General features: G+C 65.8%; 17 protein-coding genes, 1 pseudogene and 1 CRISPR repeat array. Of the genes and pseudogenes, 15 read left to right on the top strand and 3 right to left on the bottom strand.

Annotated elements, in window-relative coordinates; translation table 11 throughout:
• Nucleotides 1–23 precede the first annotated feature (23 nt).
• Both casA and cas3 read right to left on the bottom strand, forming a co-directional pair.
• Nucleotides 24–1,730, bottom strand: coding sequence for a type I-E CRISPR-associated protein Cse1/CasA (casA, locus tag OG285_RS25445; RefSeq protein WP_371793613.1), 1,707 nt, complete (start codon nucleotides 1,728–1,730; stop codon nucleotides 24–26).
• 279 nt (nucleotides 1,731–2,009) lie between these two features.
• Nucleotides 2,010–4,787 (bottom strand): CRISPR-associated helicase Cas3', encoded by a 2,778-nt coding sequence (gene cas3, locus OG285_RS25440; RefSeq protein ID WP_371792327.1) that lies wholly within the window; start codon nucleotides 4,785–4,787, stop codon nucleotides 2,010–2,012.
• 378 nt (nucleotides 4,788–5,165) lie between these two features.
• Nucleotides 5,166–7,358: a CRISPR direct-repeat array (repeat unit 28 nt; unit sequence GGACTATCCCCGCAGGCGCGGGGTCAAC).
• Between the two features lie 1,079 nt (nucleotides 7,359–8,437).
• On the opposite strand from cas3, the gene OG285_RS25435 reads away from it, so the two are divergent.
• The 3 genes from OG285_RS25435 to OG285_RS25425 are packed head-to-tail and all read left to right on the top strand — an operon-like array spanning nucleotide 8,438 to nucleotide 11,336.
• Nucleotides 8,438–9,004: a hypothetical protein gene (locus tag OG285_RS25435; protein WP_371792326.1), complete on the top strand. Its 567-nt coding sequence runs from the start codon at nucleotides 8,438–8,440 to the stop codon at nucleotides 9,002–9,004.
• 3 nt (nucleotides 9,005–9,007) lie between these two features.
• A complete protein-coding gene (locus OG285_RS25430) occupies nucleotides 9,008–10,132 on the top strand; it encodes an MAB_1171c family putative transporter (protein ID WP_371792325.1) in 1,125 nt (374 codons plus the stop codon).
• 13 nt (nucleotides 10,133–10,145) lie between these two features.
• The gene (locus tag OG285_RS25425; protein ID WP_371792324.1) at nucleotides 10,146–11,336 is read left to right on the top strand and encodes an amidohydrolase family protein; all 1,191 of its coding nucleotides are present in this window, start codon (nucleotides 10,146–10,148) and stop codon (nucleotides 11,334–11,336) included.
• Between the two features lie 41 nt (nucleotides 11,337–11,377).
• Here OG285_RS25425 and OG285_RS25420 read toward each other — a convergent pair whose 3' ends face one another.
• Entirely contained in the window at nucleotides 11,378–12,235 is an 858-nt protein-coding gene (locus OG285_RS25420; RefSeq protein ID WP_371792323.1) for a DNA-binding protein, read from the bottom strand.
• Between the two features lie 709 nt (nucleotides 12,236–12,944).
• Here OG285_RS25420 and OG285_RS25415 point away from each other — a divergent pair.
• From OG285_RS25415 to OG285_RS25360, 12 genes and pseudogenes are all read left to right on the top strand, one after another.
• Nucleotides 12,945–13,325, top strand: a complete 381-nt coding sequence (locus tag OG285_RS25415) for a helix-turn-helix domain-containing protein (protein ID WP_371792322.1) — start codon at nucleotides 12,945–12,947, stop codon at nucleotides 13,323–13,325.
• A gap of 59 nt (nucleotides 13,326–13,384) precedes the next feature.
• Nucleotides 13,385–13,975: a WhiB family transcriptional regulator gene (locus OG285_RS25410; protein ID WP_371792321.1), complete on the top strand. Its 591-nt coding sequence runs from the start codon at nucleotides 13,385–13,387 to the stop codon at nucleotides 13,973–13,975.
• Nucleotides 13,976–14,037: 62 nt separating this feature from the next.
• Nucleotides 14,038–14,397 (top strand): hypothetical protein, encoded by a 360-nt coding sequence (locus OG285_RS25405; RefSeq protein WP_371792320.1) that lies wholly within the window; start codon nucleotides 14,038–14,040, stop codon nucleotides 14,395–14,397.
• 65 nt (nucleotides 14,398–14,462) lie between these two features.
• Nucleotides 14,463–15,254, top strand: a complete 792-nt coding sequence (locus tag OG285_RS25400; RefSeq protein ID WP_371792319.1) for a hypothetical protein — start codon at nucleotides 14,463–14,465, stop codon at nucleotides 15,252–15,254.
• 83 nt (nucleotides 15,255–15,337) lie between these two features.
• Nucleotides 15,338–15,982, top strand: a complete 645-nt coding sequence (locus OG285_RS25395) for an ATP-binding protein (protein ID WP_371792318.1) — start codon at nucleotides 15,338–15,340, stop codon at nucleotides 15,980–15,982.
• Nucleotides 15,983–16,033: 51 nt separating this feature from the next.
• Nucleotides 16,034–16,339 (top strand): DUF4326 domain-containing protein, encoded by a 306-nt coding sequence (locus OG285_RS25390; RefSeq protein WP_371793612.1) that lies wholly within the window; start codon nucleotides 16,034–16,036, stop codon nucleotides 16,337–16,339.
• 11 nt (nucleotides 16,340–16,350) lie between these two features.
• On the top strand, nucleotides 16,351–16,755 hold the full coding sequence (locus tag OG285_RS25385) for a DUF6195 family protein (protein ID WP_371792317.1): 405 nt from the start codon (nucleotides 16,351–16,353) through the stop codon (nucleotides 16,753–16,755).
• A gap of 62 nt (nucleotides 16,756–16,817) precedes the next feature.
• On the top strand, nucleotides 16,818–17,864 hold the full coding sequence (locus OG285_RS25380; RefSeq protein ID WP_371792316.1) for a DUF2637 domain-containing protein: 1,047 nt from the start codon (nucleotides 16,818–16,820) through the stop codon (nucleotides 17,862–17,864).
• A 457-nt stretch (nucleotides 17,865–18,321) separates the two neighbouring features.
• Nucleotides 18,322–18,501: a hypothetical protein gene (locus OG285_RS25375; protein ID WP_371792315.1), complete on the top strand. Its 180-nt coding sequence runs from the start codon at nucleotides 18,322–18,324 to the stop codon at nucleotides 18,499–18,501.
• A gap of 167 nt (nucleotides 18,502–18,668) precedes the next feature.
• A complete protein-coding gene (locus tag OG285_RS25370) occupies nucleotides 18,669–20,540 on the top strand; it encodes a pentapeptide repeat-containing protein (RefSeq protein ID WP_371792314.1) in 1,872 nt (623 codons plus the stop codon).
• Between the two features lie 190 nt (nucleotides 20,541–20,730).
• Nucleotides 20,731–21,099 carry a DUF6233 domain-containing protein gene (locus tag OG285_RS25365; RefSeq protein ID WP_371792313.1) on the top strand — a complete coding sequence of 123 codons (369 nt, stop codon included), beginning with the start codon at nucleotides 20,731–20,733 and terminating at the stop codon, nucleotides 21,097–21,099.
• Between the two features lie 274 nt (nucleotides 21,100–21,373).
• Nucleotides 21,374–21,692 (top strand): annotated as a pseudogene (locus tag OG285_RS25360) (transposase); the annotation flags it as partial.
• Between the last annotated feature and the right edge of the window lie 38 nt (nucleotides 21,693–21,730).

Genomic DNA, 21,730 nt, shown 5'->3' with positions numbered 1-21,730 from the left:
CGCTTTGAAGGGCGTCTCGCCGGCTACTGGCTGTCAGGGGCGCGGTGGTTCCGCGGAGCTGCTTCGGCCCGGTGGAGGATCTCCTTACGACGCTTGAGGAAGGAAGCCTCGGCCAGCGAGACGCGATACGTGCGCTCGGGCTTTCCCTCCCCCTGCGAGATGTTTCTCCCCACGAATGCTCCGACGGGTACCGCCTGGAGGAGGCGGTCAGCTACCTCCCAGCTTCGGCGCCAGGCAAGCTGCTCCCAGGCGAGCTGGCCCGCCTCGATCCGCTCCAGGTCCTCCAAACCCCTCATCCCGGCCAACAGCCTTCGCACCAAGGGGTCCAAGGCATGCAGGACAAGCTCGCCGGGGCGCTGCCCCTTGTCCCAGGGGATCGGTTCGGTGCCGAGCGCACGCCGCAGATCAGCCGACAGATGATTGATAGATGTGGCCAACTGCTCAGCCTGTTCCGTCACTTCGAGGAGAGCCGAGCGGACGTCACTGTCGGCTTCGAGCGCTGCCAACGGGAGAGGCAACGCGTCAAACATCACGTCGTCGATGACAGCCGACTGATTCCCGTAGGCGATACCGGATAGTTCCACGCGCAGCGGATATGCCTCGCTGAGGTCGGGCGCCAGAGCGCCTGCTTGGTCCAGGAGCTTGCTCGTGGCGAACCCGCTCGTCTTCTCCCCGGCATCCCGCGACTGCCGTTCAGGCGCAAGGAGCGCATCGAGCCCACGCCACGCAGCCTTGCCGGGCTGGAGACGCAGAGGACGGCGCGGCGGCACGGTTCCGCCTTTGGTTCTTCGCGCGCTCCGGCCGCCGGTCGGCTCCACCCGCCACATGGTGTGCGGCTCGGTTTCAGGCGTGTGAGGCATCCGGTCCCCCGCAGCAACCAATACGCGCGTCACCCGAACACCTTCATCGGTCTCTTCGGGGAAGAGCCGGATTCGGCGAGACTGCCACGTCCACAGGTCCAGGAGCCCTTCGGGTGCCCGTTCCTGCCACTGGGGGGTACCGGCCGAGCACGGATGCGAAGGCTCGCGCCTCCTCCACTGCGGCAGGTCGGACGACGTCGGCGGAGCCCCGACCGGAAGATTCAGCAGCAAGGTCTCGAACAGTGTCGTACCGACCAATAAGGTGACGCCCATCTGCCCGAGCGGCCCAGTCGGGTTTCCTGTGGTCTTGCCCGCCTTCGCTTTCGGATCGCCCACGGCTCCCGTCTTGATCGCTGCAGTGTCCCAGCACTGCGTGTGCACCAACCAGTGCATCGCCTGCGCGGGAGTCAGCGAGAAGGCATCACCCTCCGTACGCGAAGCGAACAGCGGCACGTTGTTCCCGGTGGCAGCGGTCGCAACGATCAGCCCGGCATTCTTCGTCTCGCCCTTCGCAGTACACAGCCCGACGACCTGCCCAAAGGGCTGCGCCGGATCGAAGAGGTCGAACAACGCGTGGTGTGCGTCCAAGTAGGCTTCGAGAGTTCGGCGTTGCTCCTGTGACCATCGCCCCTTGGAGAACCAGCTCATCCACTCGCGCTCGTCGGCCGGGCGGCCCAGGGCATCGAGGACCACTGGCAGCAGAACCTGCCGGAATACTGCCGCCCTCTGGGTGGGGATCTCCACCACCAAGTCGCCGAACTCGTGCGCATCCAGCAACGCAGTTTTCAGAGGTCGCTCCCCCGCCGGTCCCCCCGCAGCAGGCGGTAAGAGCAACCAGGGATCGTCGTTCAGGGAAAAGCCATGAGTCATCATTCCCCCTCAATGGAATCTTCTATGTTTAACGCTAGCAGTGGTGTTGGGGAGCGCACATGTCTTCTCCACAACCAGGTGTAAGAATCCGGACGTTGACCCGGCAGACCAAGCCGCGATGGACGGTCTGCGGGGATGATCCCCTTCTCTGTTTGCACAGCAGATCGGGAGCTACCTCGACCCCGCGCTAGGCGGGGGCACCGAGCCGCCGGGATCCAGCCCGGCGGCTCGCCACTCCCCCTTCGGCCCGGCTACATCCGCACAAGCAGCCACAGGGCTCTACACCTGCCGGAGACCGAATTCGTCGTCGTACGACACCGTGAAGTCGCCCAGTTGGGCCCTGCGTGAAGCGTCCAGCACCAGAGCACGGCTCTGGCGCAACCACGGATGCCCGTGCCAGGCGGGCAACGGCCGCAGTTCCAAAGCCGATTGAGTGAACTTCGACGGCAGTCTCACCATCGAGCCCAACACCTCATCCAGCACATCCGGCGCCACATCACCATTGACGCTCAGCGCTCGCCCCGCCAAGGTCCGGAATGCCCCACCGGCTTCATCCCGGACCACCAGGATGACCTCGACGGATTCGTCACCGTCGCGAACCGCTGCCTGCAGCGAACTCTCGTCGCTGCCCGCAGTGGATCCCCCGTAGTGGAGGCCCGCCAGGGTGCGCCTCTCGTGTTCACCGTGCGGAGTCAGCAGAAACTGCCGCGCCTCTTCGGCACGGGCTCGGTCCCGGCCCTCCTGCTCCCGGCTGGCAACCTCACCGGCTTCTTGCCATGGCTCGGGCAGCAGCGACGTATCCGACCCGTACACCTTCTCCACCAGTCCAGGTACGTCTCCCGGAACCGACCACAGCTCTCCCGCTCCGGGGAGGACGGCAGCGGTCCGCAGGAGCAGATGGCGTCCGTAAATCATCTCGCTGGCAAACCCGAAAGCCGGCACACGGCCCTCACGCGGATCGAACCCGGTAACGAACACCCGTGGCACGCGCAGTCTGTCAGGGCGCCACGTGTCCTCATGCCGGTGCAGTCGTCCTACACGCTGCATCAGGAGATCGACAGGGGCCAGATCCGTGATCAGCATGTCGGCATCGACATCGAAGGACTGCTCAGCCAGCTGTGTGGCCACCAGAATCAACCGGCCGCTCCGGGGCCGCGGTGTCTGCGGACCCAGCAGACGCAGGCTCTCCTCTGTCAGATCGGCACGCCGGGCAACCGTGAACCGAGCATGCAGAAGCCGTACTTCGTCATCGCCGAAACGCTCGCGCAGTTCCTCGTAGAGACTCTGGGCCCTCGCAACGGAGTTGCGGATGACGAGCGCGGTCCCCCCATCGGCCAGTTCATCCGCCAACAGGCCCCCCACTTTCGCGTCCGCCGCACCCTGCAACCGCTGCCGCTCCGCACGCGAGGACCGGGCACCTGGCACCGCCTCGGGCACTACGCGCACCACCACTCCGAGATCCTCGCGCCAACTGTCCGTCGAATCAACGTGAACCTGTGCCTCCCCCAAGGCCGGCAATGATGCCGTCGTGACACTCGGATAGCCCGGCGGTGCCGGAACCTCGACCCGGAACTCCTCACGGGACGCCGCACCGGCCAAATACGCCTCGACCAATGCCTGCCGCTGTGCGGGGGCAAGCGTCGCCGACAGGACAAGCACCGGCACGGCGGCCTGGCCCAGCCACCGCAGCGCCTCACGCAGAAACTGACTCATGTACACGTCACACGCATGTACTTCGTCAAGGATCACGACTTTGCCAGCCAAGCCTGCCATCCGCAGCATCACGTGCCGCGTACGGGTAGCCGCATACAGAAGCTGGTCGACCGTGCCGACCACGAACGGTGCCAGCAGCCCGCGCTTCGCCCCCAGAAACCACTCAGCAGGCGCCAGCCGCTCCGGCGCATCGCGCACACCGGTCTCAAGGCCGTACGGGTCGCCATCCAACCCGAACTCATCCACCCCGCAGAATGCCTCGTCCGCATAGGCGCCCGCGCCCTCCAGCAGGCTCTTCCACTCCCGGTTGAACGCTCTCTTGCCGTGCAGCAGCACCACCCGAGACGCGAGCTGCTCTTCGATCGCCTTCACCCACCGACGTGTCCGGGTGAACATGGGATCGCTGGTCGCCTGGGTCGGCATCCCAACGAACACACCGTCCGCACCGAACCTGGCCGCAAGTACTTCCGCCGCAGCCTGAGCAGCTTCAGTCTTGCCCTCACCCATCGGCGCTTCGACCACCACAAGCCCTGGACCACTTATCCGGCGAGCTGCCTCGACCACCATTGCTTGCGAAGGCCTCGGCACATACCCAAACCGGTCCAGAAACGCCTCTGGCCCAGGCAGGGCCAGAGCCCCCCAGCCGCCCTGCAGCTCCAGAGCCTTCCACGCCAGTGCCGCCCGCCCACGGGAAGCATCCAGGCTCACCTGCTGCAGATCGTCCATACCCACGAAGAAACGCTCGTCGCTCGCGATCCAGTCCGCCATGACCACCAAGCCACTGAGCTGCAGCTGGAGCGCCCTGGATGGAACAGCCACCGGCTCCACCTCACCGAGCGCCCCGAAACCAACCTCCCGCGTGAAGACCTCAAGCAAGGCTTGCTGAACCCGGCGCCATGCTCCCCTGCCCCTCAACTGCCCCTTTGCCGAACGAGGTTCCTGCACATCGCGCAACGAAGGAAACGCACCATGATGCCCCGCCACCAGCGGCCACACCCAGTCCACCTGCTCCGCACTCCACCCGGCATCGGCCAGCAAGTCACGCGCCAACAGCCCACCGGCCCAGTCGTGACGCCAGCGCTTCTGCTGCTTCGCTCCCGCCACAGCAGCCATCTCCGCCCACGCCAGCCCCGACCGGCGTACGGCCTCCGCACCCTCCGGCCATAAACGCTGATGCGCCGGCGTCGCCTTCCCGCAGTCGTGGACCCCGCACAACCAGGCGAACAGCAGCCGCCCCTGTCCCGACCCACCCGCCATCTCATCCAACGCCGACCGTGTCGAACGGGCAAGGAAGCCATCCCACATCAGCTCCGCAATCGCCGCAGTATCCAAGAGATGCGCCATCAGAAGATTCGTAGAGCCCCCTGCCCGCTCCCTCGACTTCCCCCACAACGTCTCCAGCGCCGACACCACAAACGGCTCGTAACGCCCCCTCAACTCCCGAACATCCACTATGCGCCCTCGCATTCATCCAGAACTGAGCACCAGAGCGTAGAGGCGACCACTGACAACACGGCTTGAACTGCGGAAATACCGAAGCCTCCGAACCCGAAGGCACAAACACACTGGCGGCCTGAGGCCACGGCAGCAGAAGGTGGCGCCCTCAGGCACGGCGCCCAGCATTTGTCCGCCAAACAGGGTGGCGTCATTCCTCCTCACCAAAAGATCCCCGCGGATTCGAAGTCCGACAGGGGCTGGGAACGGACGGAGATTCCCGTCAGCGGAACACCCCCGCAAGTGCGTGGTCGACACCGCGAGACCCCCGGACCGGTACTGGTACGGGGGACCACCCCCGCGGGCGCGGAGTCAACTCGACTGCTGCAGAGGTCAGTTCGCTCGCCTGCCGACAGGCCATCCCCGCAGGCGCGGGGTCAACTCCTCGACCGCCGCGTACAGGTGCAGACCGGTCGGACTATCCCCGCAGGCGCGGGGGTCAACGCGCTCCGCCACCTGACCGCACGCCACTGCGCCGGACTATCCCCGCAGGCGCGGGGTCAACGCACAGGTATTTCGCTGCGGAGGGGATCGCGTCGGACTATCCCCGCAGGCGCGGGGTCAACCCGCTGATAGTGGGCGTCAACTGGTACGAGGGCGGACTATCCCCGCAGGCGCGGGGTCAACGTACAGCTCATCCAGGCTCACGTCCCGCCTCCCGGACTATCCCCGCAGGCGCGGGGTCAACGGCACCTTCGGACTGACCTTCGACACCGGGGCCGGACTATCCCCGCAGGCGCGGGGTCAACGCGTCCTACGTGCCACGATCAGCCCTTCACTACGGACTATCCCCGCAGGCGCGGGGTCAACACGGTCAGGTGTCGCAGGCATGGTCAGCTCTCCGGACTATCCCCGCAGGCGCGGGGTCAACTCACCAGGTCCAACACCAGCCCGGCCACACACTGGACTATCCCCGCAGGCGCGGGGTCAACCCCTCGGCCAGCGTCCGCTCAGCCCGCGCCACCGGACTATCCCCGCAGGCGCGGGGTCAACGCAAGCCGCCAACGGCGGTGGCAATCGACCCGGCCGTCCTGGCCCGCCGCGGGGTCGAGGACTATCCCCGCAGGCGCGGGGTCAACGCTGCGCCTGGCCGTGGCGGTCGTCGTGTGGAGGGACTATCCCCGCAGGCGCGGGGTCAACTCGGCCCGCACCTGCACCAGTTGGGCGTGCACCGGACTATCCCCGCAGGCGCGGGGTCAACGGCGTACAGCTCCCGACGCAACCGCCACTACCTGGACTATCCCCGCAGGCGCGGGGTCAACTCGCCGAAGATTTCCAGCGTGTGGTCGACCAGCGGACTATCCCCGCAGGCGCGGGGTCAACGGTGCGAGATCTGCCGAGGGGGGTGAGCTGGGCGGACTATCTCCGCAGGCGCGGGGTCAACCTGTTCAGCGTGATCGTCCGGCAGTCACTGCTCGGACTATCCCCGCAGGCGCGGGGTCAACTTCCTCATGGTTTGGCACTTACTGCACATGCGCGGACTATCCCCGCAGGCGCGGGGTCAACGAGGCTGGGGCCCATGCGGCTATGGGCTACGCCGGACTATCCCCGCAGGCGCGGGGTCAACGGACAGCTGCGGTGTCAGCCCAGTGCGCCCAAAGGACTATCCCCGCAGGCGCGGGGTCAACACGGGTACGAGGCCTCGGCCATGTCAGCCCGCCGGACTATCCCCGCAGGCGCGGGGTCAACGTACGACCCGAAGGAGAACCATGAGCACCACCCGGACTATCCCCGCAGGCGCGGGGTCAACGCCACTTGTCCGTCGGAGCCGGCGTCATCCAAAGGACTATCCCCGCAGGCGCGGGGTCAACCGCCCCACGGCGCACCCGGGGGTTGGCGTCGTCGGACTATCCCCGCAGGCGCGGGGTCAACAAGGCGGGCTCGGCGCTGGTGCGTCGGCCGCGGGGACTATCCCCGCAGGCGCGGGGTCAACATGCTGTCGCGGATCCGCCCCAGGCTGCTCGGCGGACTATCCCCGCAGGCGCGGGGTCAACGCACCGCGGCGCTCGACCTCGGCCCACACCCCCGGACTATCCCCGCAGGCGCGGGGTCAACGAGTCGTGGGGGCTGCCCGTCGTGTCCTTCAAGGGACTATCCCCGCAGGCGCGGGGTCAACGTCGAGGACGGCCTGGTGGAAGGCCACGGCGGCGGACTATCCCCGCAGGCGCGGGGTCAACTCCGTTCTGGACTGGTTTCAAGAAGGACATAGAGGACTATCCCCGCAGGCGCGGGGTCAACTTTCGTAGGCGCCCCGAAAGCAGTCCAAGGCAGGGACTATCCCCGCAGGCGCGGGGTCAACGACCGAGGCGGGGGTTAGCGGCGCAAACTCCGCGGACTATCCCCGCAGGCGCGGGGTCAACCACCCGCGCGCCGGCGCCGGCACGCCTGCCTGAGGACTATCCCCGCAGGCGCGGGGTCAACACTTCTTGACCTGGAGCGTTGTCCGGCAACAGCGCCGTTTTCATTCACTCAGAAATATTGCCACCCCTACCGCACCAACGCCGCCTTGATCACACTACCGACAGCCAGCGGGCCAACATCCGACGCCGCCCTGACGGCCTCAGTCACCGCCGTCACCCTTGTCCGTCGCTGGCGCGTCCCGGTCGCGCGGCGGGCGCAGGGCGCCGACGGCTGGGACAGAGGCGGTGAGGTTGTAGACGGCCCAGCAGGGTCAGGTTGCGGCGCAGCAGGAGCCTTCTCGGTCTATTTGCTTTAGCAATCTGCGTTACTTCTGCAAGAACTCCGATGAGCGCGAGACGCAGCCGCCCGCAAGGACATCGCGTGCGCAGATCGCGCCCGCGCAAGACCCTCAGGCAGTCAACGCACTGGCTCGATCTCACTTTCCCCACAGCGGCGACCGCAACAGCGACAATCGCCCGAAGCGCCCTGGTGACCGTGGCCACACCTGCCACAAGAGGATTCGTTTTGTCCATTTTACAACCTTTGGCGCATCGCAATCGAAAGCCAAGATCTCGAATTGATAACAGAGTCACCATCACTCATTGAAACCTGAAGCGTCCACGACAGATGGCAAACTTGCAGCTCAAACCATGATCAAGTGCTTGACTGGGTGATTTGATGCCTTTCTTGACATTGAAGGAGGCCCCGGGCGAGACACGGCGATCATGGTTTTTAGGCCACGTCTTGTCTGAGGTCTCACGTACTGTCCAAGAAGGTTCCCGCAAGCTCCACCGACGCAGCTTGCGGGTGGTTCACCGCGACTTCGCGTTAGCGAAAACAACGTGCAGAAGCAACCAGAAGGCCCGGCATCAAAGCCTCCTGACGGATCCTCGCTGGGCCCAGAGCTCTGCCGCCTGCCGCCGTTGACGTCATCGGCACGGGGCGGTGTCGAGCAGCCGGGAGCCGTCACTGCCGGTTGAAGGAGTTACCCAATGTGGCCAGGAAAGAGCGGCCGCGCCGCGGCTGAGTCAAGGGCTCCCGCCCGAGGCGCCGCAAACCGCGGGCGCCTTTGGCGCTGGCACCCAGCCACGAACCGGACGGTGGAGCGTGACCTGCATCGTCTGATCCGCCGCGAGCTGCGAGATCTCGGGATCCACCCACCGCTCGATGTCGACGAACTCTGCCGGGCTCTGAGCAGCAGGCGTGGACGGCCGTTGCACCTGCGGTCGGCGCCGCTGAAGAAGCCGGGCCACTCCGGGGCATGGTGCGAGTACGAGAATTTCGACGTCATCCTCTACCAGCAGGAAACGACGCGCCTCCACCAGGAGCACATAATCCTGCACGAAGTGGGGCATATCCTCCTGGCAGACAGAGAAGAGGCCGCGGCAGAACTATCGGCTGAGCCCGCTGAGGTCGCCGTTGATCCGGAGCGGCAGGATGCGGAGATAGCCGATTGGTCCAGCGTGCTTCCGCTGTTCGCCCCAGAGATGATCAAGCGCATGGCGCGGCGCTGTTCCTACGACGACGGCGAGGAGTGCGCAGCCGAACTGGCCGCGACCATCATTCTCGAATGGTCATCAGTGCTGGACACTGCGGCACCGATGTCGGAAGATCCGTCACTCCGACGCGTTCAGTCAGCTCTCGGTGACCGGCGGGGATGGCTGTAGGACATGGCCCTGCTACTCCTTGGACTCTCGGCTGCGGCTGTCTGGAAGCTCATCCAGTTGAAGCGATCCCCACATGACGCCCCCCTGCGTTCCGTCGCCTTGTGTCTCCTCTGCGCAGCGGTGTCCAACCTCTTGGCGATGCCAGGGGGCGAGGCCGGCGTTGAGTCAGTCGCCGGAAGCGGGACCGCGAGGCTCATTCAGAATCTTCTTCTGCTCCTCACGGTCTACTTCCTGATGTGCTTCTACCTGTATTCGGCCGACGGGCAGGCAGGACGCCGCAGGGCCAGGATCGAAGCCATCGTCGTGGCGGTGGTCGGCGTCACGATCACCGTTTGCGCGGAAACGGTCCCGGCGCGGGAACTCGCAGGAACCTTCACGTCGGGGGACATGACGGTTCCGCAGGTCGCCCTCTTCTTCAACGGGGCTGGCCTCTACCTCATGTACGCCCTGGGAATGGCCGCGTACTGGACCCGCCGCTATGCCCGTATGTCGCGGCGCCCACACTCGACAGGTCTGTGGATGGCCGCCGCGGGCCTGATCTTGATGGCCCTGGAGTGCGCGATACGCGCCGTCATTGTCACCGTCCGATGGGCGGGCGCAACGGTCCCGGAGCCGATCATCATCGCGGTGGCGTTCATGCTGATGGCCTCGATCTTGGTCTTCGTCGCGGGTATCACCTACTCAGGCGCGCGTGCCAGGGTCGCTTCGCTACAGCTCTGGCTCCGGCATCGGCGGGACCACCGTCGCCTCTACCCGCTGTGGGCATTGTTGTCGCAGGCGTATCCGCAGCATGTCCTGCCACCGGCCTCTCAGGCAGCTTTGGACCGGTGGCGGGCCCGGAGCGTGCACAGGCGGTATCACCGCAGGATCGTGGAGTGCCGCGACGGCCTGGTAGATATCAGTCCTTACCTGATCAACGAGGAAGATGACGCTACCGCTGTTCTCGACCTCGATTCCGTCCAGCTGGCGGCTCGGATCCGCCGGGCCTCCGCACTGGTGGGGCAAGGCACTCCCGCTCCCCGCACGGTTGTACCTCTCGCTATGGCGGCCGGGGGCGATCACCGGTCGGATGTGAGACAACTGATCGCGGTGTCAGACGCGTTGCGTGCGGAGCGTGGCCTTCAATGAGCAAGGAGACGAGATGCTGATCAGCGGGCGAGTACTTGTCGGATCCGGCACATACCTGGAGGGCGGCGCGGTCCTCGTTACGGGCGACTCGATCACCGCCGTTGGACCCCGGGCGCAGATCATCGAGCAGGCCGGCGCTGACACACCCCACGTCGAATTCTCGGGAGCCATCCTGCCGGGGCTGATCGACGCGCACGTGCACCTGGTCTTCGACGGCGGGGCCGAGCCTGTCTCCGTGCTTCAGGCGTCCACCGACGAGACCTTGCTCCGCGACATGCGCGACCGTGCCAAGCAGCTGCTGTTCAGCGGCGTCACCACGGCCCGGGATCTAGGTGACCGCGATGGCCTGGTGCTTCGCCTGGCCTCGGAGATCGCGGGAGGGCGTACTCCGGGACCGCATATCGTGTCCGCGGGTACTCCCCTGACCACCGTGGGAGGCCATACCCACTTCCTCGGTGGCGAGGTCTCCGGGGAAGCCGAAATTCGCGAATTGGTCCGGCGTAACGTCTCGGCAGGCGCTGGAGTGATCAAGGCCATGGTTACCGGTGGTGGACTGACGAAGGACGGCCCGAAGAGCTACGAGAGTCAGTTCTCTCCCGCCGAACTCGCGGCGATCGTGGACGAGGCTCACAAGGCGGGCGTGCCGGTAGCCGCCCACGCGCACGGCGCCGACGGCATCGCCGCATCCGTCGAAGCAGGCGTCGATACGATCGAGCACTGCACGTGGATGACCAGCACCGGCCTGGACCTTCGGCAGGACGTACTCATGCGGATCATCGAGCAAGGAATCACGGTCTGCCCGGCAGTAAGCCCTCACTGGCGGATGCTTCCCCGCTTCTTCAGTGAGGAACGAGCTGCGGCGATGTTCGGTCTCGTTCAGCAGATGGCCGAGGCTGGCGTTCATCTCATCGCCGGCACCGACGCGGGAGTCCAGCGCGCTGGCTTCGACGGCCTGGTTCCGGCCTTGTCGTTCTACTCCCACCTGGGCCCGCCGAACAGCACCATCATCGACATGGCAACGACCCAAGCGGCAGCTGCACTTGGTCTCGCGGGTACGACGGGCCGGATCGCTCCCGGCTACCGGGCCGACATCCTCTTGGTCGAGGGCGATCCGCTCAACGACCTCGGGGCACTGGGCGCTATCAGGGCGGTCTACGCCGCGGGTGTGCGCCACGAGCCGGGCGCTGTGAACGGTGAGCAGTAGTCCATTAGCGCCTGATCCCGGGCCGCACTTCGCAGCAGGCACTATTCCCCGGTGTCGGGATCAGCTTCTTCGAGTTCAATAGCCAGGTCGTTCAACAGCGCCAAGACATCGGGCGACAGCCCTTCTGGGCCACTGCCCCGACCTCTGACCCGGCGCACCTGCCCCGTCCTCGCAGCCGACATGAGGCGAAGCCCCTCATAGACCTGGCGCGCCACGGCATCGTTCGGCTCGAAGTACAGAGCGGAGACGCCGAAGGTCTCAGCAAGTCCTTGCAGGACAACCGGGGCGGGATCTTCCTCCTTGCCGGTCCGAATGCGCTCGATGTCCTCCGCAGTGGCGACCTGTGCCCCCGCGTAGGCATTCACTGCGTCCGCGATCTCCCCGTCCCTTGGTGCGGTCCCCTCGGGGTACGACCGCTCCAGGATCAGAGTGATCTTCTGGGAGAGCGTTTGAGGCGGTTCTCCGGTGGCCCCGTTGTCGGCAGGCTCCGCCATGGTCTCTTCGCCCTGGACCTTCGCGAGAGAGCGCGCCTGCGCCTGCTTCAGCTCGTCTTCGGTGACGCCGTAGGCGCCGGCCAGAGGACGGATGTACTTCTCCTTGAGCGGGCGTACCCCTTGTTCCGCACCGGCGACTGGGCCATCGCTCTTGGTTCCGATGACCTTCGCGACCTCGTATCGGTAGAGGCCAGCATCGCAGCGTAGATCGGTGAGATCGGGCAGGCCCCGTCGAGGGAAGAGTTTGTCCAGGTCCTGCTTGAGGACCCGCGCGAGGGCTGGCAGCTTTTCCTGGTCCGGCACCGAGGAGCCGAGTTCCCAACCTGCCACTGTCGAATCCGCGGCGGCGACGCCTGAAGCCACGTCGGCCTGCGGGATGTCGGCAGCTCGCCGCACAGAGCGCATACGGGCTCTATCGAAGCGTCGGGCTGGCATCAGACCTCGTCGTTTTTTGTGCGAACCGAAGAAACATCGGACTGTTGACTTTTCGTACGAGCCAAGATAGCTTCAGTTTAGCGAAAAAAGAGGGAGTTCGCACCCCCACAGCCTTCGCTCACGCGCCGAGCCCTCCCGGGCTCAGCCGCTGGCGGAGAGGAGAAGCCGCGCACTGGGCGTGCGCATCACTTCCCCCTCAACATGCCATCGGCGTCCGAGAGTTCGCACCTCCCGGACGCCAGACAGCTCGTGATCTGTGGACCCCGATAGGGGGCACAAAGATCACTCACAAGCCGCCCCATGTCCTGCACGGCACTACCGGAGCGGCGTACCACATAGAGGAGTGTCGCATGTCCCCCATTGCGGACTGCAACCCGAAGCAAGACATCGCTTCGGGGCCGCCTGAGCGGCTGGCCGCGCAGCTCACGTCCATGCTGCCCGGGGTCGCTGTAGTCCAGGTTCGCCTACAAGGCCCGCGGACCCTTTGGCCCCACCTGGGTCTTACGGCCCTCAATGAGCGTGGCCGTAAGCTTCGCGTCCCCCGGGCCAAGGCCCTGACCATCGCGCGGTGGATCATCCGTTCATTCCCTCACGCCGGGTGGGCAGCCACAGACGTTCATGCGTTCGACCTGCGAACCGCGGAGTTGCATACGGCCCGGTCACATGGGCTGGAAGCGTGATGTCTGCCGTGACGCCAGCGAGCCCGACCGCCCCCGGCCTCACAGAACTGCAGGGACTCGCCGCCGTGATGAGCGCGCTCGCGCGGGTCAGTGACATCGATGCGCTGCTGAGCACCCGCCCGTCAGAACCGCGCGATACACGTCTACACGTCGGGTACGACGAAGCGGCCGAGCGTCTCAACATTCCGGAAAAATGGCTGCGTGAGCGAATCTCTAAGCTCCCTCACCGGAAATTCGGAAAGTTCGTGCAATTCGCAGAGGAAGATCTTCGTGCGATTTCCGACATGCACTTTGTGAATCCTGGTGTGGCGAACGACAAGGACCACGAGTCGGCAGTCATGCCACTCCAGCCCTCCAAACGCGCGCGCAAGCGTTTCTGACTTTCCTCTTGCGCTCAGGCGCGCAACCGCGCTTAGCGCCGTGAACATCGTGAGATGAAATGAGCACTGGTATAACCAGCCTCACCGAGGCTGCCTATCAAGGGGATTGGGCTCCTCTCATCGCGGAGTCGAGGAAAGCCCCAGGGAAGCACTGGGCAGAAGAGGCCAGGTGCACCAACCAAGACATAAACATCTTCGTACCACTTTGCGATGGTCCGCACGAAGATCCTGAGATCGTGAAACAAAAGCTGGGCGCCTCCCTAAACCGGCCAAGGAATCTCTGTGCATCATGTCCGCTGGCCGTGGCGGCCCGGTGCCTGGTCGAATCGCTCAGGGACGACGACAAGTGGGGGATACGGGCTGGCCTCCTCGCCTCGGAGCGGTCCGCGTTGCGTACCGCCTGGCAAAAGCGTGTGAGCGAAGAGGTCGTCCAAGCGGCCTTGCATGGCTCTACAGCGGCGCTCGGCAAGGACGAGCGCGACGCGGTGATCGCTCGATTCGCGGCAGACCCATCGCTGGATCCTGACGCCGTGGCGCGGGGGCTCGGTGTTACACACGAATACGTCTTGAAGCTCGCTAGGCGACACCGGCAGAAGTATCGGCCGACGTCGGCTTCCCAGCCGTCTACTCACAGTGCTGACACTGCCTGACGCACCTCAAAGAGGAAACAATTCTTCCGCAAGCCGGTACTTGCGTTTCAGGAGTTTCCCCAATGATTTCAAACGCCTCCAGCGCTTCACGACGCATGAATATCAGTGACGCGATTCGGGAAATGGCCCCGACGGCAGTTTTGGTTCGCGTCTACCCAAAGCGTCAAGGCGTTACCCTCCTCTTCGAATCGGACTTCTACCAAATGCTCATTGATCACCAGGTCGAGGGAAGAGTGGCGTGCCTGATCCGGCAGGAGTTCGGCGCCGCCGCTGACTGGCGCCGTGCGCATGATTTCTATCTGCCTTCAGGAGCGCTGTACCTGACACCAGAACCGTACCAGAACGGGTACGTACCGGAGGACGATCGCTCCTTTGGTATTGCGCTCGCGCGACGTATAGCGATATCCGACGGGACAGAATGATGAGTGCCATAGCCACCGAACTGGTCTGGTCAGATTCCAAGTCGTGTAGGGGCTCGCGTCTCGTCATGCTCGCGCTCGCCCGTGAGGCCGATGAGATGGGGAAAGCCACGCTGACTCTGGAAGAGATTTCCCGCCTGACGCGGCTTACCGCCCGCTCGATAACGAAGTGCTTGGGTGAGCTGGCGATGCTCGGTGAACTCACCCATGAGCGCGGTGGGGGTGCTTCCAACCCCAACAGCTACTCGATACTCCTATTCGAGGGGACCACCGAAACTTCCGCTGATTCGCGGGCAGAACTTCCTACTTCACCTGGGGAATTTCCGGAAGATGGAATAAGCATCCAGGAAGTCTCTTCTCGGAAGACTCCTTCGGCAGCCACAAGCAGGAACTTTCTACATAACGAGTCGGAAGTTTCTTCCTCACATACGCGTGGTGGTAATACTCCCGAAGGGAGTATTACCACCATCAAGAAGCAAGCTAGCTTGCTTGGGTCGAGCCCACAGAGCAATCCGGCCAGCCAGGATTCAGTCAAGGTTCCGAATGGTGCTAGAGAGCTGGTAACAGCGATAACCGATGCTGGGATGCTCGTCGGCTGGCGGCTTACGGAATCGGAGTGGGATCGGGTAACAGTTCTTGCGGCTCGCTGGGGACATGAACGACTGGTCGAGATGGTCGCGCGTCGGTGGAATGTCGACCGACCGCCCCAGTCGGCCCGTTACCTGCTCCGCATCTGGGCAGACCTCCCATCGCACACCCCGGCATCAGCAGGCAACGTCGCTCCTCTGCGGCCGCATTCCGGGGGTTGGGTTCCATTTCAAATCAGTGCCGAGCCCAGTGCTTACCAGAACGGATTTTGATCATGGCACAGCCAGAACGCGCGGGCAGCGCCGGATCAATGGGCGCCCTGGAACGGATACTCGCTGCGAAAAGGATTCAGGTCATGCCCGAAAACCAAGACGCCGAGTCGGCGGGCGAGAATCCCGGTGACCAGGAGTGGCACCGCCGCGCACGGGCCGAGTACGCCCTAAACCGCTGGAAGACGGCCACCCCGCCGAGGTTCCGTGACGCCGAGGCAACGATTCCGGAGGTGGCGGCTTGGGCCGACCACGCCCTGTCGGACAACGCGTCCGCTGGGGCCCTACTCCTCACCGGCCTTACGGGGACGGGAAAGACCCATCAGGGATACGGGGCGCTGCGGAGGATCGCGGCCGGCGGTCCGGACCGATTCGAGTTGATCGCCGTGAACTCGGCGGACATGTACGGAAGCCTGCGGCCTTCGCAAGTCATGGGTGCTGGGGAGCGTGAGTTGCGACGGCTCAGTGAGGTGCAGTACCTGCTGCTCGATGATCTCGGTACGGCGAAGGCGTCGGAGTGGACCGAGGAGGTGACGTATCGGCTGATCAATTACAGGTACAACCACTGCCTGCCGACGATCATCACGTCCAATCTTCCCGCCCGCAATGAGAACGGGCCGGATCTGAGCGGCTTCGTAGGCGCTCGGGTGGCCAGTCGGCTTGCCGAGATGGTGACCGGCCTCGTGCCGATGGTCGGTGCTGACCGGCGGCGCAGCGGGAGGGCGGCCTGATGCCCGTCCGTCTTCGAGGAGCGCCCCAGGACGCCGCAGTCTTGTCACAGCCTGTGTATATGTGGGACCCCCCGCAGCCGGTACACGAATCTGTTCAGGGCAGGAGACCGCGGTCCGACCCCGCTCGGCACACCGATGGACGCGGCAGAGGCAGTAGACCTTTTCGTCGCCACGCTTCGGGGCCCGGTGGGCAGCTGCTACTCCGACCAGTTCGCCCGCGCGCTATGCGGCTTCGACCTGATGTGCACATGCCCTCTCGACGTGCCGTGCCACGCCGACGTTCTTCTTCACCTCGCCAACGAGTCGGGCGAAGACACCCCGACCTGCACCCAATACTTCCTGAAAGGCCCCCGATGAGTCACCCGATCATGATCGCTGCGGCCAAGCACCTCATGGTGGCTGAGGAGCGGCGCGCTGCCGCTCGGGAGACCGCCTTCCGGACCTGGGGGCCGAGGTCCATCACCGCGGCATCAAAGTACGCGCGCCATCTCCTGGGCGCCGACGCGGCCACGCTCGATTGGGAGATCTTGGGGCTGCTCCCCTTCGAGGAACATCTCCAGGCGTTCGCGTCGCTCGATACCGTCGGGGGCCAGCACTTGGAGCTTTTCTACACAGATCAAGGCGGGACTGAACGCATCCTGCTGCGGGTGTCGTGCGTGACCTGCCCCAGTCAGCACGTGCACGAGGTGACGTCTATGGACCAGCTCGGCCAGATGCTTGCCCGGACACCGGCATGGCAGTCCATCGACCCGCGCGACGGAGGCATTCTCTGATGTCTCGTGCCGATATAGGCCCGGCGCCGACGGAAACACAGAGTGCATTCAGGCTTCGTGGAATGACTGCCTGGGACCGCACAGCGATCATTCTGCTCGGTGCGGCCGGCTTTGCATTCTCCTATGACGCACTGCGTCAGATCGCCACCGCGATCCACGCGCGGGAGTCACTCTCCTACCTCTTTCCGGTGTTCGTTGACGGGTTCATTGCGTACGGCGTGCGAGCGATCGTGCTCCTTCGTCACAGGCCCTTCGGTGCTCGGCTGTACGCCTGGTTTCTCTTCCTCTCAGCCACGACCGCGAGCCTCGGGGCGAACGCCCTGCACGCCATCACGCTGAACGACGATCCGCAGGCGGGACGGTCCGCGCTGCACCTCACCGACGGAGTCGTCGGGGTCCTGTCGACGCTCGCACCGCTGGCTCTGGCGGGCTCCGTGCACCTGTACATCCTGATGGCGCGGAGTGCCGAGCTTTCGGTCCGGGACCGTGAGGACATCCGTCCCGGACCGGTCCGCCGACCCGTTCCAGGGCATAGCGGAAACGTACCTGTCGCGCCGATGTGCGGTTCGTGCAGCTCCGCGACGGAGGCCGGAGAGCAAGTGATCGCGGCCGGTCCGTCCGCTGACAATGCCCCTATCGGGGGCTTTGTTGACCTGCGGAAACCCGGAACCTTCAAGGCCAGCCGGACTCAATCGGCTGCGCCGGACGGACCGATGGCCGGTCCGTCCGCGCACACGGAACCGGCGGACGGACCGGCCCCCGGCCCCTCGGACTGCCGCGAAGGAACAGGGACCCACGCGGCCGTCGGATGGAGAGATCCGGGGACGGTCCCCGACCCCACGGACGGGAAGGAATCGTCCGTCCCGAACGACGTTGACTCCCAGCAGGACCGGGAGGCCGACGAAGAGTGGCTGGAACAGCTGCTGCCGATCGCGCGCGCAGCCTCCGAACGAGCCGGACGGATCAGCCGGGAGGCCGTGAAGAATGCCGTTCGCGCTCGCCAGCCCATCGGCAACGACCGTTTGGGGGTCCTGCTCGTCCGACTCAAAGAGGAAGAGGAGGCGGCGGCCCAAAAGGCTCCCGCCGGCCCCTCCAGCCGCCTCTGGTGATCTCATCTCTTAAGTGCCTCTGGGCCGCTACGTGCACTCCGAAGCGGCCCAGAGGCAGACGCTCGATGAGGAAGGAATGACCATGCGGCAAGGGCGACAGACCCGGACGGCGATTGCCGCCCAGCACGGTGCAGAGCAGGCAGCGTCCGCGCTCGTGCTCCACCTCCAGGGCGGCGGAAACCTTGCGCCGGTCCCGGTGACGGGCCTCCCCCTTGCCGATGGGGAGAGCGCCTACGCCGATGTGCTGTGCTCAACTGCCCGGTTTTACGGAAGCGAGACCGTCTTGCCTCCGTCCCCCGCCGGGTATTACGAGAACCACCCGACGTTCGGGCGGCGCTGGGTGCCTAATCGCCGTCTCGACGCACGACGGCGCGAAGAGGCAGCGGCTGCCGCTGCGGAGCGCTGGCGCGACCAGACTCCTGCTCGTGTCGTTTTGACCTCAACTGGGCTGAGGCTCATGCCAGCAGGGTCGCCGAAGACCTGGTTGCCGTTCGACCACACGCTGCTTACTGGGGTGACCACAGGCAGCCTCGAAGTCGTGCTCTCGTACAGCGTGTGCGCCCCGTTGTTTCTCGCCGGACCAGCTGCCCCGTGGCTCGCGGTGGCAATCGACTACCTGCACCGGATCGCTCCCTAAAAGGATCGGACGGGTCAGGAACCCGCCGATCGCGCGAACGTAGGGCAGTCCCCCCTGCAAATTACCGAGGGCTTGAGTGGATTGGCCATGTGGCGGCAGGATGACCCGGCCACTGGCCTCCCCTGCCGCCCCCTCCGCGCCCGACACACCATGGAGCCACCACGCCCATGAGTACACCCACACCTGCCATACCTGGGGCACCTCCATGGCCGTACTGCGCACACGGGGCGGACCCTGCCACCGACCCCGTCGGCTGCCTCGGCGTCCATGTCCCCGGCCACACCGCATGCCTTGCGCATCTGGCCGACGTCGACCGCGATGCCTACCTGGCCGGCCTGGCCCCCGGCGCCGACATCGATCACCGCGGCACCCCTTTCACCGAACTCCTTCTCGATGCCCTTCTGGCCGCCCTCCGTGACCCCGGCACCGGACACCCCCGCCTCGGCGACGCAGGGTTCGAGGCGGCGAGCTTTGAGGGCCGCGCGGGGTTCGAGGCGGCGACCTTCCAGGGGCGCGCCGCGTTCGAGGGGGCGACCTTTCAGGGTCATGCCTGGTTCGCGTTGGCGACCTTCCAGGGCGAGGCCTGGTTCAAGTCGGCGACCTTCCAGGGCGAGGCCTGGTTCAAGTCGGCGACCTTCCAGAGCGACGCCGGGTTCGGGTCGGCTGCTTTCCAGGGCCGCGCCGGGTTCGGGGCGGCGACCTTCCAGAGCGCCGCCTGGTTCGAGGCGGCGGCCTTCCATGGCGACGCCAGGTTCGGGGCGGCGACCTTCCGGAGCGGCGCCTGGTTCGAGGCGGCGGCCTTCCATGACGGCGCCTGGTTCGGGGCGGCTACGTTCCAGAGAAGTGCTTGGTTCGGGGCGGCGACTTTCCATGGCGACGCCAGGTTCGGGGCGGCTGCCTTTGAGCGCGACGCTTGGTTCGAAGGGGTGAGTTTCGCGCGGGAGGTCAGACTCGGGCCATTGGTGTGCGCCGGGAAGGTGACGTTGTCCAGGGCGGTGTTCGGCGGCCCGGTGACCCTCGCGCTCGCCACGCAACGCCTGGAGTGCCGACGAACCCGCTGGCTGTCGACGGCAGAGTTGCGTCTGCGTTACGCGACGGTGGACCTCGCCCACGCGGTCCTGGAACACCCTCTGACGATCGCCTCGGAGGCCGACCCGTTCGAGTTCCCCGACGGGCAGCCGGTGGCAGAACGGGATCTCGCCGACACCGCCGACGCCACAGTGCAGATGGCCTCACTGAGAGGGGTGGACACAGCCCATCTCCTCCTCGCCGACGTCGACCTGTCGCAGTGCCTGTTCACCGGGACCGTGCACCTGGACCAGCTGCGGCTGGAGGGCAACTGCTCCTTCGCCCAGGTCCCGCCCGGCACCCACTGGCGGCGATGGCATCCCGTCCGGTTCGCCCGGCGCCGCACCCTCGCCGAAGAACACCACTGGCGCGCGAACCAGCCGGCAGCGGTCCAGGGCTGGACCACGGCGGAGGGTTCCGCACATGTCGGGCCATTACAGCTGGCGCCGGTCTACCGGGCCCTGCGCAAGTCTTTCGAGGACGGGAAGCACGAGCCGGGGGCAGCGGACTTCTACTACGGCGAAATGGAGATGCGCCGTCATGCCGACGACATTCCGCGGGGTGAGCGCGGCCTGCTCCACGCCTACTGGCTGCTGTCCGGCTACGGCCTGCGTGCCTCCCGCGCCCTGGGCTGGCTCGCCGCCGCCATGCTCATCACCATCACGCTGCTGATGGGATTCGGACTCCCTCAACAGTCACCGAAGCAGCAAGCGACCGGCACGGTGCGGCCCGGCGGGGGCAGAGTCACCTTCGAGATCGACAGGGACGCCCCGCAGAACCCCACCGGGAACAGGGTCACCGGCGAACGTTTCGAGAAGGCCCTGAACGTCACTCTCAACTCCGTGGTTTTCCGCTCCAGCGGACAGGACCTGACCACCGCCGGCACCTACATCGAAATGGCCTCCCGGCTCCTGGAACCCACCCTCATCGCCCTCGCAGCCCTCGCCGTCCGCGGACGCATCAAACGCTGACCACTCACCACCGGGCGCTCGGCAAACCGCACCTCTGCCCATCGCCTGCCGCGCCACCCCGAAAAGCCGACTTGTACTCGCCCGTGCATGCATCGGCTCAGCCTCGACGGCAGACGCTCAACCTTCCGTGGTACATAACAGACCAAACAGGTATTTCAGGCGCATAGTTCGCTGAGTTAATATCGAATACATGAGCGAATGGTCGGCGGCCTCGGAGATCGAGCTACTTGAGTTCCATCGCCGAGTTCAGGTGCAGGATCTGGCTCGGACGGACCACTGGCTCGCCGAGGCGCGACAGCGAGAGACGGAGGAAGAGCTGCGCCGCGAGCGTGCGGCACAGCCCCCGCCCGAATGGGTCGCCGCTCGCGACCGGGCTCAAGGCACCGTCACCGTTCACACGACGCTCGGAGACCGCGCGGACATCTGCTGGGGGATCAAGGTCGACCACGTGCGCACCAAGGCCATCAACCGCGCGCAGGCCCTTCAGGCGCTGACAACCGACGGCGCGACGCCTTGCGATAAGTGCCGGCCGGACACCGTCCTCGGGGTGCTGGAATGACAGAGTCAGAGCACGCTGGAGGCATGGCACCGCAGGTCACCGTATATCCACCGGACCCGTCTGGCGGCCGCCGTGTACGCGCTGGCGCCGAGGACCTTGGGGTTGCCCACAACCGGAGGGACGCCTCCGAGTTCTTGCGCAGGGCGGGCCTGGAGGACGTAGACGAAGAGCTCGTTGCGACGAGCCCACTGATCAGATCGTTCAGCCAGCGGCCTCGAAGGTGGCGAGGAAGCGCTCGGCGTCCTGGCCCGGCCGACCGGCGGCGCGGTGATGCGGTGCCGGGGAGCCGGTGGCAGCGCTGCTACGGCCTGGGAACATGGGCAGCAACACCGCTGCCGACCAGATCACCACCACCCAACTCGCCTTGGTCCAGCTCCAAAAACGTCACCGGCGCGGCTGGTCCACACTGATTCGTACGGACTCCGCGGGCGGCACCCACGAGTTCGTCGCCTGGCTCTCGAAGCGGGGCCGGGTGGCTGTCGCACTCGGTCGGGATGACCATCACCGACACCATTCACCAGGCCGTTCTGAAGGCCCCCGCCTCCGCCTGGACGCCGACCGTCGAGCCCGGCGGCGAGATCCGCGAAGGCGCCTAGGCCGTGTGTCGAAAGTGGATCACAAGCTCTGAATG

The organism is Streptomyces sp. NBC_01471, from assembly GCF_041438865.1.
GTDB lineage: Bacteria > Actinomycetota > Actinomycetes > Streptomycetales > Streptomycetaceae > Streptomyces.
The sequence above is the reverse complement of the archived record's forward strand: the minus strand, read 5'-3'. Positions and strand labels throughout refer to the sequence as shown.

Coding starts and splice junctions, on each gene's coding strand:
- OG285_RS25405 (WP_371792320.1), top strand. CDS start 14,038: ATGATTTCAAACGCCTCCAGCGCTTCACGACGCATGAATATCAGTGAC.
- casA (WP_371793613.1), bottom strand. CDS start 1,730: ATGACTCATGGCTTTTCCCTGAACGACGATCCCTGGTTGCTCTTACCG.
- cas3 (WP_371792327.1), bottom strand. CDS start 4,787: ATGGCGCATCTCTTGGATACTGCGGCGATTGCGGAGCTGATGTGGGAT.
- OG285_RS25375 (WP_371792315.1), top strand. CDS start 18,322: ATGCCAGCAGGGTCGCCGAAGACCTGGTTGCCGTTCGACCACACGCTG.
- OG285_RS25395 (WP_371792318.1), top strand. CDS start 15,338: ATGCCCGAAAACCAAGACGCCGAGTCGGCGGGCGAGAATCCCGGTGAC.
- OG285_RS25415 (WP_371792322.1), top strand. CDS start 12,945: ATGTCTGCCGTGACGCCAGCGAGCCCGACCGCCCCCGGCCTCACAGAA.
- OG285_RS25400 (WP_371792319.1), top strand. CDS start 14,463: ATGCTCGCGCTCGCCCGTGAGGCCGATGAGATGGGGAAAGCCACGCTG.
- OG285_RS25380 (WP_371792316.1), top strand. CDS start 16,818: ATGACTGCCTGGGACCGCACAGCGATCATTCTGCTCGGTGCGGCCGGC.
- OG285_RS25365 (WP_371792313.1), top strand. CDS start 20,731: ATGAGCGAATGGTCGGCGGCCTCGGAGATCGAGCTACTTGAGTTCCAT.
- OG285_RS25430 (WP_371792325.1), top strand. CDS start 9,008: ATGGCCCTGCTACTCCTTGGACTCTCGGCTGCGGCTGTCTGGAAGCTC.
- OG285_RS25370 (WP_371792314.1), top strand. CDS start 18,669: ATGAGTACACCCACACCTGCCATACCTGGGGCACCTCCATGGCCGTAC.
- OG285_RS25420 (WP_371792323.1), bottom strand. CDS start 12,235: ATGCGCTCTGTGCGGCGAGCTGCCGACATCCCGCAGGCCGACGTGGCT.
- OG285_RS25410 (WP_371792321.1), top strand. CDS start 13,385: ATGAGCACTGGTATAACCAGCCTCACCGAGGCTGCCTATCAAGGGGAT.
- OG285_RS25385 (WP_371792317.1), top strand. CDS start 16,351: ATGATCGCTGCGGCCAAGCACCTCATGGTGGCTGAGGAGCGGCGCGCT.
- OG285_RS25425 (WP_371792324.1), top strand. CDS start 10,146: ATGCTGATCAGCGGGCGAGTACTTGTCGGATCCGGCACATACCTGGAG.